The organism is Paraburkholderia guartelaensis (genome assembly GCF_004353905.1).
GTDB classification, from domain to species: domain Bacteria; phylum Pseudomonadota; class Gammaproteobacteria; order Burkholderiales; family Burkholderiaceae; genus Paraburkholderia; species Paraburkholderia guartelaensis.
On sequence record NZ_SMOD01000006.1, the window covers coordinates 235,871 to 249,216 of the forward strand.

General features: G+C 64.9%; 11 protein-coding genes. 6 read left to right on the top strand and 5 right to left on the bottom strand.

The window, feature by feature from the left end; all coding sequences use genetic code 11:
- Positions 1-69 precede the first annotated feature (69 nt).
- The 6 genes from hemH (at position 70) to pabB (ending at position 8,305) form a co-directional block, all read left to right on the top strand.
- Positions 70-1,137: a ferrochelatase gene (hemH, locus tag E1N52_RS10405; RefSeq protein ID WP_133182508.1), complete on the top strand. Its 1,068-nt coding sequence runs from the start codon at positions 70-72 to the stop codon at positions 1,135-1,137.
- Between the two features lie 47 nt (positions 1,138-1,184).
- Positions 1,185-1,592 carry an RNA-binding S4 domain-containing protein gene (locus E1N52_RS10410; protein ID WP_133182510.1) on the top strand — a complete coding sequence of 136 codons (408 nt, stop codon included), beginning with the start codon at positions 1,185-1,187 and terminating at the stop codon, positions 1,590-1,592.
- A 550-nt stretch (positions 1,593-2,142) separates the two neighbouring features.
- Positions 2,143-2,730, top strand: coding sequence for a nucleotide exchange factor GrpE (gene grpE / locus E1N52_RS10415; protein ID WP_133182511.1), 588 nt, complete (start codon positions 2,143-2,145; stop codon positions 2,728-2,730).
- Between the two features lie 250 nt (positions 2,731-2,980).
- Positions 2,981-4,939, top strand: coding sequence for a molecular chaperone DnaK (gene dnaK, locus E1N52_RS10420; RefSeq protein ID WP_133182513.1), 1,959 nt, complete (start codon positions 2,981-2,983; stop codon positions 4,937-4,939).
- A 296-nt stretch (positions 4,940-5,235) separates the two neighbouring features.
- Entirely contained in the window at positions 5,236-6,369 is a 1,134-nt protein-coding gene (dnaJ, locus tag E1N52_RS10425; protein ID WP_133182515.1) for a molecular chaperone DnaJ, read from the top strand.
- A 52-nt stretch (positions 6,370-6,421) separates the two neighbouring features.
- Positions 6,422-8,305, top strand: a complete 1,884-nt coding sequence (gene pabB / locus E1N52_RS10430; protein WP_133182517.1) for an aminodeoxychorismate synthase component I — start codon at positions 6,422-6,424, stop codon at positions 8,303-8,305.
- A gap of 92 nt (positions 8,306-8,397) precedes the next feature.
- Here the strand turns inward: pabB and panB are convergent, their stop codons facing one another.
- From panB to E1N52_RS10455, 5 genes are all read right to left on the bottom strand, one after another.
- Entirely contained in the window at positions 8,398-9,213 is an 816-nt protein-coding gene (gene panB / locus E1N52_RS10435) for a 3-methyl-2-oxobutanoate hydroxymethyltransferase (RefSeq protein ID WP_133182519.1), read from the bottom strand.
- Positions 9,214-9,280: 67 nt separating this feature from the next.
- Positions 9,281-9,973, bottom strand: coding sequence for a deoxynucleoside kinase (locus tag E1N52_RS10440; RefSeq protein WP_133182521.1), 693 nt, complete (start codon positions 9,971-9,973; stop codon positions 9,281-9,283).
- Positions 9,970-10,515 (bottom strand): 2-amino-4-hydroxy-6-hydroxymethyldihydropteridine diphosphokinase, encoded by a 546-nt coding sequence (gene folK / locus E1N52_RS10445; protein WP_133182523.1) that lies wholly within the window; start codon positions 10,513-10,515, stop codon positions 9,970-9,972. Before folK ends, E1N52_RS10440 begins: the two co-directional genes overlap by 4 nt.
- A gap of 72 nt (positions 10,516-10,587) precedes the next feature.
- Complete coding sequence (pcnB, locus tag E1N52_RS10450) at positions 10,588-12,219, bottom strand: polynucleotide adenylyltransferase PcnB (protein ID WP_133182525.1); 1,632 nt, start codon at positions 12,217-12,219, stop codon at positions 10,588-10,590.
- On the bottom strand, positions 12,216-12,902 hold the full coding sequence (locus E1N52_RS10455; RefSeq protein ID WP_133182526.1) for a histidinol-phosphatase: 687 nt from the start codon (positions 12,900-12,902) through the stop codon (positions 12,216-12,218). Before E1N52_RS10455 ends, pcnB begins: the two co-directional genes overlap by 4 nt.
- Positions 12,903-13,346: the final 444 nt, after the last annotated feature.

Sequence of the window (13,346 nt, forward strand, 5' to 3'; positions counted from 1 at the left end):
GGGGCGCCCGCTATAATGCTTGTTTCGTGCAACCGTTGCTGCGCACTCGCGCGGCGTCACTGATCGCCTATGCGTTTCGATCTGGAGCGGCCTTCGCAGTCCGCCGCGGCGCATCGCGTCGCCGTGCTGCTCATCAACCTGGGTACGCCGGACGCGCCCACGCCGCGCGCCGTGCGCCGCTATCTCGCGCAGTTTCTGTCCGATCCGCGCGTGGTCGAGATTCCGGCGCCGATCTGGCAGGTCATCCTGCGCGCGCTGATCCTGCCGTTTCGCGGCCGTTCGTCGGCCAAGAAGTACGCGGCGGTCTGGACGCCCGAGGGCTCGCCGCTGCGCGTGCACACGCAGAAGCAGACCGACGGCCTGCGCCATCTGTTGCAGATCAACGACTACACGGTCCTCGTCGACTACGCGATGCGGTACGGCACGCCCGATATCCCGGCGATGCTGAACCAGCTCAAGCTGGCGGGCGCGGAACGCATCCTGCTCATGCCGATGTACCCGCAGTACTCGGCGTCGACCACGGCCACGGCGTTCGACGCGGCTTTCGTCGCGCTGCGCCGCATGCGCAACCAGCCGGAAATCCGCACGGTTCGCGGCTATCACGACCATCCGGCGTATATCGCGGCGCTCGCGGCCCAGGTGCACCAGTACTGGCACGCGCACGGCAAGCCCAATTTCGCGGCGGGCGACCGGCTCGTGCTGAGTTTTCACGGCGTGCCGAGCCGGACGCTCGATCTGGGCGACCCGTACCACGACCAGTGCCAGCAAACGGCCGCGCTGCTCATGCACGCGCTGGAGCTGACGCCGGTCGAATGCCGGGTGACGTTCCAGTCGCGCTTTGGGCGGGCGCAGTGGCTCCAGCCGTACACGGCGCCCACGCTGCGCGAACTGGGCGCGGGCGGCGTGCGCCGTGCAGACGTGTTCTGCCCCGGTTTTACGGCGGATTGCCTTGAAACCATCGAGGAAATCGGCATGGAAGTGCGCGACGAATTCCTGCACGGCGGCGGTAAGGAGTTTCACCGCATTGCGTGCCTGAATGCCTCGCCGGCGTGGATCGCGGCGCTGGGCGAGATTGTTGCGCAGCACCTGCAGGGCTGGCCCGTGCAGGCCGCGGCGCCGGCTGGCGCAGTCGCCTGATCCAGCGAATTGAGCGTGAACTGAGCGGCGCATCCGGAAAGCTTCTGATGAACTACAAGATTTCGACTGAACCAGGCGCGCGCCTGCGCATCGATAAATGGTTATGGGCGGCGCGCTTCTTCAAGACGCGCTCGCTCGCCTCCGATGCGGTGGGCAAGGGGCGCGTGCGCATTGGCGGCGAGGTCGTGAAGGCGTCGAAGGACGTGCGCGTGGGCGACCTCGTCGAAATCGAGATCGAACACGTGGTGTGGGAAGTGCAGGTGCTGGGGATTTGCGAGTTGCGCGGACCCGCCAGCATCGCGCAGACGCTCTATGCGGAAACCGAAGCCGGGCGCGAGCGGCGCGCGGCGGAGCAGGACCGGCGCCGGCTCTTTCGCGAACCGGCTGCCGTGTTGCAGGGCAGGCCGACCAAGCGCGACCGCCGCACTATCGACAAATTTTCGCGTGAGGGTTGAAGAGCGCTTCCATCGTAGCGTGCACGCCCCCGTATTCCGTCGTGTTTTCGTTCACGGCGCCCGACATGCAGATGGTCGTAGTCCCGGCGATGAGTACCAGCGCGACCACCGATATGGCAAAGGTCAGTTTCACGGTACTCCCCTTGGGATCGCAGCAAAACAGCCAGTTTCGAGGCCCGGATAGCGTTTTTATGTGCGGCGATGCCGCTAAAAAAGGTGCTGTCCGTGGGCCCATTCGGTGCGGTGCCGGCCTCAGGGTAAACGCGCCATGAGCAGCACCTGTTCCTGAGTGTAGGTCAGGGATGTCCCTTACTCAATTTCATTTTTGCGGCGCTGCAGTAATGGTTGTTACGGGCGATTTCGCGGCTTGATTTTCTGTATAAAAAAGCCGCAAGAGCCTCTTGAAACAAGCGATCCGGCACCCATGTGCAGTCGCAATGTACGAAGCCTCTGTCGCGTTGGCGCAACGATGGTCGGCGCAGTAGAGCGGGTCGCGCAGTGGCGCCCGAAGCTTTGTTCCCTTTTTCACTATTCAACGACGTTCAGCGACATGGAAAACACGCAAGAGAACCCGACGAGCCAGAACCCCACGCCCGCGGACGAGGCGTCGCAGGCAGCCCAGCCCCAGGCGGCTGATGCAGCCGGGCAGGCAGCCCAAGGCGGCGTGGACCAGAACGCTGCGGCGCTTGCCGAGGCCGCACTGGCCGAAGCCCAGGCGAAGGTCGCCGAATTGCAGGACGCCTTCGTCCGCGCCAAGGCCGAGACCGAGAACGTGCGCCGCCGCGCGCAGGAAGATGTCGCCAAGGCACACAAGTTCGCGATCGAAAACTTCGCCGAGCATCTGCTGCCGGTGATGGACAGCCTCGAAGCCGCACTCGCCCATAACTCGGACGACCTCGCCAAGGTCAACGAAGGCGTCGAGCTCACGCTCAAGCAGCTGACCGGCGCGCTCGAAAAGGGCAAGGTCCTCGCCATCAACCCCGTGGGCGAGAAGTTCGACCCGCACCGTCACCAGGCCATCTCGATGGTGCCGTCCGAGCAGGACGCGAACACGGTGGTCAGCGTGCTGCAAAAGGGCTATGTGATCGCCGACCGCGTGCTGCGTCCGGCGCTCGTGACTGTTTCGGCACCGAAGTAAGAAAAACGTAAGCAGTGCGGCGGCCTGAAGGAACCAAAAGGAACCAAAAGGGCCCCGCGATTGAAAAAAATGATGGAACGCATAGCCCAAACCCCTTGAAATCGCCGTAACGGCACTTATTTGGGCAGCAGTTCCGTATTGAAGTGGACGCCAGCCGCGCACAAGGGAAAACGCGGCTCGAGCATGTAGTTACCTGCGCAGCGCGAAAGCGGCGTCCGCACAGCGACCAAATTCTGGAGATTTGACAAAAATGGGCAAAATCATTGGTATTGACCTCGGCACCACCAACTCGTGCGTGGCGCTGATGGAAGGCAATCAGGTCAAGGTGATCGAGAACTCGGAAGGCGCCCGTACGACGCCTTCGATCATCGCCTACATGGACGACAACGAAGTGCTGGTCGGTGCACCGGCCAAGCGCCAGTCGGTCACGAACCCGAAGAACACGCTGTACGCAGTCAAGCGCCTGATCGGCCGCCGCTTCGAAGAGAAGGAAGTGCAGAAGGACATCGGCCTGATGCCCTACAAGATCGTCAAGCACGACAACGGCGACGCATGGGTCGAAGCGCACGGCTCGAAGCTCGCGCCTTCGCAGGTTTCGGCTGAAGTGCTGCGCAAGATGAAGAAGACCGCTGAAGACTATCTCGGCGAGCCGGTCACCGAAGCCGTGATCACGGTTCCCGCGTACTTCAACGACAGCCAGCGTCAGGCCACCAAGGACGCAGGCCGCATCGCCGGTCTGGAAGTCAAGCGCATCATCAACGAGCCGACGGCAGCCGCACTCGCGTTCGGTCTGGACAAGGCCGAAAAGGGTGACCGCAAGATCGCCGTGTTCGACCTGGGCGGCGGCACGTTCGACATCTCGATCATCGAAATCGCTGATGTCGACGGCGAAATGCAGTTCGAAGTGCTCTCGACCAACGGCGACACGTTCCTCGGCGGCGAAGACTTCGACCAGCGCATCATCGATTACATCATCGGCGAGTTCAAGAAAGAGCAGGGCGTCGACCTCTCGAAGGACGTGCTCGCGCTCCAACGCCTGAAGGAAGCTGCGGAAAAGGCCAAGATCGAACTGTCGTCGGGCCAGCAGACCGACATCAACCTGCCGTACATCACGGCGGATGCGTCGGGTCCGAAGCACTTGAACCTGAAGTTCACGCGCGCCAAGCTGGAAGCGCTGGTCGAGGAACTGATCGAGCGCACCATCGAGCCGTGCCGCGTCGCGATCAAGGACGCAGGCGTGAAGGTTGGCGACATCGACGACGTGATTCTCGTCGGCGGCCAGACGCGTATGCCGAAGGTGCAGGAGAAGGTGAAGGAGTTCTTCGGCAAGGACCCGCGCCGTGACGTGAACCCGGACGAAGCCGTGGCCGTTGGCGCCGCGATTCAAGGCCAGGTTCTGTCGGGCGACCGCAAGGACGTGCTGCTCCTCGACGTGACCCCGCTCTCGCTCGGTATCGAGACGCTCGGCGGCGTGATGACGAAGATGATCAACAAGAACACCACGATCCCGACCAAGCACGCACAGGTCTACTCGACGGCGGACGACAGCCAGTCGGCCGTGACGATCAAGGTGTTCCAGGGCGAGCGCGAAATGGCAGCGGGCAACAAGCTGCTGGGCGAGTTCAACCTCGAAGGCATTCCGCCCGCACCGCGCGGCGTGCCGCAGATCGAAGTGACCTTCGACATCGACGCGAACGGCATTCTGCACGTGGGCGCGAAGGACAAGGCCACCGGCAAGGAAAACAAGATCACCATCAAGGCGAACTCGGGTCTGTCGGAAGCCGAAATCGAGAAGATGGTGAAGGACGCCGAAGCGAACGCGGAAGAAGATCACCGTCTGCGTGAGCTGGCCGACGCGCGCAACCAGGGCGACGCACTGGTGCACAGCACGAAGAAGGCCGTGGCCGAGTACGGCGACAAGATCGAAGCCAGCGAAAAGGAAACGATCGAAGCCGCACTGAAGGACCTCGAAGAAACGCTGAAGAGCTCGTCGGCCGACAAGGCGACGATCGAGGCGAAGGTCGAGGCGCTGTCGGCAGCGTCGCAGAAGCTCGGCGAAAAGATGTACGCCGACATGCAGGCGCAGCAGGCAGGCGCGGCGGGTGCAGCCGGCGCGGGTGCCGCAGGTGCCGGTGCTGCCGAGCAAGGCGCGCAGAACAACGCCGACGACGTGGTCGACGCCGAGTTCAAGGAAGTCAAGAAGGACTAAGTCGGTTCGTGTGGGTCATGACCGTTCTGTCTGATCAGCGAACGGTCGTGATCCGATGAAAGCGGCTACGAAAGCGGCCGCATCGGTTACGATGCGTGTCAGCATTGCAGCGCCTGGCGAGCCATCCGGCTCTCCGGGCACATTTGTTTTATGGAGGCCGTTCTCTTTCAGGGGCCGCCGCGGCGTGAGAAGCGCCCGTGCGGATGTTCAAAGGAACGGCAAACGGGTCACCAGATCCAGCATTCAAGAGGAGCCGGCGCGCGCCGTGAAGCGCGCGAGGCCGGCGTTGAACCGATATGGCGAAACGGGATTACTACGAGGTTCTGGGCGTCGCGAAGAACGCGAGCGACGACGAAATCAAGAAGGCGTATCGCAAGCTCGCGATGAAGTATCACCCCGACCGCAATCCGGACAACAAGGATGCGGAAGAGCATTTCAAGGAGGCCAAAGAGGCCTACGAAATGCTGTCGGACTCGCAAAAGCGCGCCGCTTACGACCAGTACGGCCACGCCGGCGTCGATCCGAACATGGGCGGCGCGGGCGCGCAGGGCTTCGGCGGTTTCGCGGACGCTTTCGGCGACATCTTCGGCGATATCTTCGGCCAGGCCGCGGGCGGCCGCGGTGGCCAGCGCAGCGGCCCGCAGGTGTATCGCGGCGCGGACCTGCGCTACAGCATGGAAATCACGCTGGAGCAGGCAGCGCACGGCTACGAGACGCAAATCCGCGTACCGGGCTGGAGCGGCTGTGAAGTCTGCCACGGCTCGGGTGCGAAGCCCGGCACGAAGCCCGAAACCTGCCCGACCTGCCATGGTTCGGGTTCGGTGCGCATGTCGCAAGGCTTCTTCAGTATCCAGCAGACCTGCCCGAAGTGCCACGGCACGGGCTCGTACATTCCTGAACCCTGCACGAACTGCCACGGCGCAGGCAAGGTGAAGGAAACCAAGACGCTGGAAGTGAAGATTCCGGCGGGTATCGACGACGGCATGCGCATCCGCTCGGCCGGCAACGGCGAGCCTGGCATCAACGGCGGGCCGTCGGGCGATCTGTACGTCGAGATCCACATCAAGCAGCACGCGGTGTTCGAGCGCGACGGCGACGACCTGCACTGCCAGATGCCGATTCCGTTCACCACGGCGGCGCTCGGCGGCGAGATCGAAGTGCCGACGCTCGCGGGCCGCGCATCGTTCACGGTGCCCGAAGGCACGCAGTCGGGCAAGACGTTCCGCCTGCGCGGCAAGGGCATCAAGGGCCTGCGTTCGAGCATCGCCGGCGATCTGTATGTGCACGTCCAGGTGGAAACGCCGGTCAAGCTCACCGATCACCAGCGCGAGATGCTGCAGCAGTTCGAAAAGTCGCTCGTGGAAGGCGGTTCGCGCCACAGCCCGCAAAGCAAGAGCTGGTTCGACCGCGTGAAGAGCTTCTTCGACTGATGCGCTTTTCCGGCGTCACCATGCAGCAGGTAAGTAGCAGGTAGTGATCGCAATGGCAGTCAATCCTGGCGGCGCGACCTTCGCGCTGCTCGACGACGGCGACTCGACGGCGGCTAGCCGCTCGAGCCGCCTCTATACGGGGTTCGTGCGCGAGCTTGCGTGCCAACGCGCGGCGGATCTCGACGCGGTGTGTGCGCAAGCGAATGCCGAACTGGGCAAGGGACTGCACGCCCTCGTGATCGGCGACTACGAGTTCGGGCGCACGCTCGAATTCGCCAAGCGCGACACGACCTCATCCATCGAAACGCAGCACGGCCACGCCGCGCTGCGTTTTTTATTGTTCGAACGCTGCGAAAAGCTCGCGCGCGAGGAAGCCGATGCGTGGCTCGCGGCGCAAGAGGGCGCTGAAGCGCCTGCGCCGGCAGGCGTGGCGGGCGTGACGATTGGCGTCGATCGCGAGCGCTTCGAGCAGGACATCGCCGCCGTGCAGGATGCCTTGCGCGCGGGCGACTCGTATCAGATCAACTACACCTACCGGCTCGGCTTCGAGGCGTACGGTTCGCCGCTTGCGCTTTACAGGCGCTTGCGCGAGCGTCAGCGCGTGCGTTACGGCGCGCTGATCGCGTTGCCGGGCGACCGCTGGGTGCTCTCGTGCTCGCCGGAGCTGTTCGTGGAGAAGCGCGGCAAAACGTTGCGCGCGAAACCGATGAAGGGCACGGCCGCGCGCAGCGCCGATGCGGAGCAGGACGCCGCCGCCGCGCGTTTTCTCGCGAACGACCCGAAGAACCGCGCCGAAAACGTGATGATCGTCGACTTGCTGCGCAACGACCTCTCGCGCGTCGCGCAAACCGGCTCGGTGCACGTCCCGGCGCTCTTCAGCGTGGAGCCCTACGCTTCCGTCTGGCAGATGACCTCGACCGTGGAAGCGACGCTGCGTGTAGGCACGACATTCGCCGGCGCCATGCGCGCGCTCTTTCCGTGCGGCTCGATCACGGGTGCGCCCAAGCACCGGACGATGGAGCTGATCGAAGCGCTCGAGCATGCGCCGCGCGGGCTTTACACGGGCACGATAGGCTGGCTCGAAGCGCCCTCGGCAGGCGAGGCTTGCGGCGACTTTTGCCTCTCGGTCGTGATCCGCACGTTGACGCTCGACGCGCCGTCCAGGGGCACGGGCGCCACGCGGCGCGGCGAAATGGGCGTCGGTGCGGGCATCGTGCTCGACAGCGTGGCCGCCGACGAATACGAGGAGTGCCGTTTGAAAGCCCGCTTTCTGACCGATGCGGACCCGGGCATCGAATGCTTCGAAACGATGTACGCGACGCGTGCTGGCGGCGTGCGCCACGCGGAGCGCCATCTGGCGCGGCTCGCCGCGAGTGCGGTGTGGCTCGGTTTCCCGTGCGACGTTCAAGCGTTGCGAACGCGCATCGACGAAACCTGCGCCACGTTTGCAGACGATAACGCGCCGTACCGTGTGCGCCTCGCGCTCGGCAAGAGCGGGGCGGCCACCCTCACTAGTGCGCCACTCGCTGCGCTTGCGCACGACACGGTGGGCGTGCTGCTCGCGCCGGATCACGGCTTTGCACCGGTCGAATCCGCCGACGCGCTGTTGCTGCGCAAGACCACGCGCCGCGCCGAATTCGATCGCGCATGGCGCGAGGCCGAAACTCAGGGCGGCTTCGACATGCTGTTCTTCAACGAGCGCGGCGAGCTGACCGAAGGTGGCCGCTCGAACGTCTTCGTGAAGCTCGACGGCAAGTGGTTCACGCCGCCGCTCGCCTCGGGCGTGCTGCCGGGCGTGATGCGCGGCGTGCTGCTCGACGACGAAGCGTTCGGTGCACAGGAGCGTGTGCTCACGCGCGACGACGTGCTCAACGCCGAAGCCTTGATGCTCACGAACGCGCTGCGCGGCGCGGTGCCGGCACGCTTGATTCGATGAAGCTGGCGTAGCACACCACAGGCGCAGCACAAAAACAAAGCGCGCTCCCAACGTAGCGCGCTTTTTTCATTCTGCGAAGCAAAGCCGCCGGATCAGAACACGTGCTCGGGTCCCGGGAACGTGCCTTCCTTCACGGCCTGCACATACGCGCGCACGGCCGATTCGATATCGGGCTGACCCGTCATGAAGTCCTTCACGAAGCGCGGCCGCTTGCCGGGGAAAATGCCGAGCATGTCGTGCAGCACGAGCACCTGGCCCGAGCAGTCCACGCCCGCGCCAATGCCGATGGTCGGAATGCGCAACTGCTTCGTGACTTCCGCGCCGAGCGCCGCGGGCACGGCCTCGATCACAACGAGTTGCGCGCCTGCGTCCTGCAGCGCCAGCGCGTCGCGAATCATCTGCGTGGCGGCCGCATCGCTCTTGCCCTGCACCTTGAAGCCGCCGAACGCATGCACCGATTGCGGCGTGAGGCCGATGTGCGCGCACACGGGCACGGCGCGCTCCACCAGCATCTTCACCGTGGGCGCGAGCCATTCGCCGCCCTCGATCTTCACCATCTGCGCGCCGGCGCGCATGAGCTTCACCGAGTTCGCAAACGCGTCTTCGGGCGTGCCGAAGGTGCCGAACGGCAGATCGGCGATGATCAGCGCCCTGGTTTGCGCGCGCGCCACGCAGGCCGTGTGATAGGCGATGTCGTCGATCGTGACGGGCAGCGTCGTGGTGTGCCCCTGGAGCACGTTGCCGAGCGAGTCGCCGATCAGCACCGTATCGACGCCCGCGCGGTCGCACAGCGCCGAGAAGCTCGCGTCATAGCACGTCAGCATCGCGATGCGTTCGCCTGCATCGCGCATGGCCTGGAGTTTGGGCACGGTGACCGCGCTGCGGCTCGTTTCCTGCAGGTAAGTCATGGGGAAATCCGTTGGGAAAGGGGAAAACGAAGAGGGGCTGCGCCGCTTGATTGCGCCGATGGGGCGCTTATAGCGACGTGCCCTTGACGAAGGATTCCTTGCGGCCGCGCATCGTCTCGATACGTTCGACGACGAGCGCGAGGTCCGCATCGGAATCGGGCAGATCCAGATGCTCCGCGCCGACGGTGAGCACCGGCGCATGATCGTAATGATAGAAAAAATCGTTGTAGCTGTCGCAGAGCGCTCGCAGGAAGGCGCTCGAGATAGGCAGCTCGCGCGGCAATGCGCGCTTCTGGATGCGCGCGTAGAGCGCCTCGGGGCTCGCCTGCAGATAGACGACGAGGTCGGGCGCGGGCGCCGATGACGTAAGACGCGAGGCGAGCGCGCGGTAGAGCGGCAGTTCGTCTTCGGCGAGTGTGAGACGTGCGAACAGATCGTTGCGTTCGGCAAGGAAATTCGTCACGAGCGGCACGCCGGTTTCGCGGCGTGCGGCGACTTCGCGCGAAAGCTGCTCGCGCTGCAAGGCAATATGCAACTGCGCCGCGAGCGCATGCGACGAGGGCGCGCTGTCGCGATACACGCGCTCCAGAAACGGATTCTCGGCGTTCGATTCGAACAGCGTCTGCATCGACCAGCGTTCGGCCAGACGCGTCGCGAGCGTCGTCTTGCCCGCGCCGATCGGCCCTTCGATCACGATGTACTGGAGCGCGGCTGGCCGCGTGGCGCGCGCGCTGACGACGGGCAGGGGTGTCGTGCTCATCGGCAGTTGCCGGAGCCGGAGGGCGGCGTGTCCGGTGCCGGTGCCGCGCCCATGCACTGGCACAATGGCTTGACCTTCTCGATGCGCTGGTCGGCCACGGCGGCGAGGAACGCGCTGGCGGGACCCAGGCCCGGAATCACGAGTTCGGGATCGATCTCGACGAGTGGCACGAGCGCGAACGCGCGGCCCGTCATGCGCGGATGCGGCACGACGAGATCGGTTTCGTCGATGGTGGCGTCGCCATAAAGCAGGATGTCGATGTCGAGCGTGCGGGGCGCGTTGCGAAAGGGGCGCTCCCGGCCGAAATGATGCTCCACGCGCTGGCACAGGCCGAGCAGCGCGTGAACGTCGAGACTCGTCTCGATCTTCACGACGCAGTTGTAATAGTCGTCGCCGCCCGCGTCGATGGGCGCGGTGCGGTACAGACTCGATTTGGCGACGACGGTGAGGGTGTGCTGTTGTGCGAGGCACACCACCGCGTCTTTGAGGGTCTGGCGCGCATCCCCCAGATTCGCGCCAATTCCCAGCCAGGCAACCGTCATGGCTTCACTTCCTGCGACTTTTGTTGCGGTTCGACACGTGTGCGCCGCGGCAAGCCGCGACGCCGCACAGCGTCAGTCCTCGTGCGGACCGGTGTGGCCGTCATAGTCCGCACTGCTGGCTTCATGCACGTCACCGGCTGTGCCGGCTTCCGATACAGCACCTTCGCCCGTTCTGCGGCTCTTCGCGCCGCCGCGACGGCGGCGTTTGCGCGGCGAGCGTTCCTTGCCGCCCTGCGCGAGAAGCGTCTCGCGCTCGGCGTTGTCGCCGGAAATGAAGTCCGTCCACCATTGGCCGACTTCAGCGTCCAGCTCGCCCGATTCGCAGCGCAGCAGGAGGAAATCATACCCCGCTCTAAATCTTTGGTGTTCCAGCAGCTTGATCGCGCCACGGCCACGTTTCTCGAGGCGCAGCTGCAGGCCCCAGATTTCGCGCATATCCGACGAAAAACGACGGTGAATCGCCAGCTTTTCCGTTTGCGCGTCGATGACGTCGTCCATCGCGCGATGCAGCGCCGGCACAGGCAATTCGCCTTCGGCCGTGTATTGCTGCCAGCGTTGCTGCACGTCGTGCCACAGCAGCGTCGCGAACAGGAAGCCCGGGGACACGGGCTTGCCTGCACGCACGCGCGCGTCGGTGTTCGACAGCGCGAGCGTGATGAAGCGCTCGCCTTGCGGCTGTTCGAGCACCACGTCGAGCAGCGGCAGCAGGCCGTGATGCAACCCTTCCTTGCGCAACCACTTGAGGCACTCGAGCGCGTGGCCCGAGAGCAGTAGCTTGAGCATTTCGTCGAAAAGACGCGCGGCCGGTACGTTGTTGATGAGGTCCGCGAGCTTCACGATGGGGTCGCGCGTGTGCTCTTCGATCTCGAAGCCGAGCTTCGCCGCGAAACGCACCACGCGCATCATGCGCACCGGATCTTCGCGATAACGCGTAGCCGGATCGCCGATCATGCGCAGCAGGCGCGCCCGCATGTCGGCCATGCCATTGTGGTAATCCAGCACGGTTTGCGTGGCCGGATCGTAGTACATCGCGTTGATCGTGAAGTCGCGGCGCGTGGCGTCTTCGTGCTGCTCGCCCCAGACGTTGTCGCGCAGCACGCGGCCGCTCGCATCGACGTGGTGCGTCTTGCGGTCGAGCTCGTCGCGGCGCATGCGCTTTGCGGGCGCCGGAGCGGGCGCTTCGGCGTCGGCCGGCGGCGCATCCACGAGCGCGCGGAACGTCGAGACCTCGATGATTTCCTGGCCGAACTGCACGTGCACGATCTGGAAGCGCCGCCCGATGATGCGTGCGCGGCGGAACAGCTTCTGCACCTGGTCGGGCGTGGCGTCGGTAGCGACGTCGAAGTCCTTGGGCGCCACGCCGAGCAGCAGGTCGCGCACGGCGCCGCCCACGATGAACGCCCGGAAGCCTGCTTGCTGCAGGCCTTCGGTCACGCGCACGGCGTTGCGCGAGATGAGCGCGGGATTGATGCCGTGGACGTCGGCGGAAAGGATGACGGGCGTGGCCGGGTCGGACGCGCCTTTGCCGCCGCGCGGCTTCGAGGTCTTCTGCGCGCTGGCCGGCTTGCGGCGCGCGCGGGTGCTGCCGGCGACGGCAGCCGCGCCTTCATGCGAGGCCGTGCCCGGATCGGCGGGGGCTTCGGTGTCTTGCGTCGCTTCGGCGTCGTCCTGGCCGAACAGCTTACGGATGAATTTCTTGATCACTGGGCTTGGAACAAATCGAGAATGCGCCAGCCCGCTTGTTGCGCGTGAGCGCGCAGGGTGTCGTCGGGGTTGGTGGCGATCGGGTCGGTGACTTTTTCGAGCAGCGGAATATCGTTGTGCGAGTCGCTATAGAAGTAGCTGTGCTCGAAGTCCGACCAGCGCTTGCCGAGCGAGGCGAGCCATTGCTCGACGCGCACGATCTTGCCTTCGCGGTAGCTCGGCGTGCCCGTCGGGCGGCCGGTGAAGGCGGATGCCGGATGGCCGTCCACGGTTTCGACTTCGCACGCGATCAGCTTGTCTACGCCGAACACCTCGGCGATGGGCGCCGTGATGAATTCGTTGGTCGCCGTGACCACGCAGCAGAGGTCGCCGGCTTCCTTGTGCTTTTTCACGAGCTCGACCGCGCTCGGCAGGATGGTCGGCTTGATCACTTCGTGCATGTACTGGTCGTGCCATTCCTTGAGTTGCGCGCGCGAATATTTCGCGAGCGGCGTGAGCATGGCGATGAGGTACGCATGGATGTCGAGCTTGCCGGCCTTGTAGTCGGCGTAGAAGCGGTCGTTTTGCTCCGCAAAACGCTCGCCGTCGACAATGCCGAGCTTCACCATGAAGCGGCCCCATTCGTGGTCGCTGTCGGTGGGGATCAGGGTGTGATCGAGGTCAAAAAGTGCAAGGTTAGCCATGGGCGCTCATTTTACTTGAAGCGGGAGACGCCGTTGCCGCCGCCGCCGGGCGGCGTCGGCGCGGCGGGGTCCGCGGGGGATTCGGGGCTTGCAGGCGCGTCGTTCTGGGCGGGCGCTTCGTTTTCTTGCGATTGTGGCTTATCCGAGGTATCCGGCGTATCGGGCGTTGACGGTGTCTGTGCCGGCGTCTCGGCTGGGTTCGCTTCCGGTGCGGCGGTGCCGGCGGGCGGATCGAGGTCGCCGCGCAACTCGCCGGTCATCTCGTTGCTCACGTCGGCTTCGACTTCGCCCTTGAGTTCAGTGCCCAGTTCCTTGTGGACGACGTGACGATATTTGGCCCCCAATTCGCCTTCGACGTTGTCGGTCGGCTTGTCGAAGGGCACGCTCGCCGGCGGGCGCGCCTGCAGGGCCGGCGCTTTCGGCGCCTCGTAGGGCTGGGCGTCG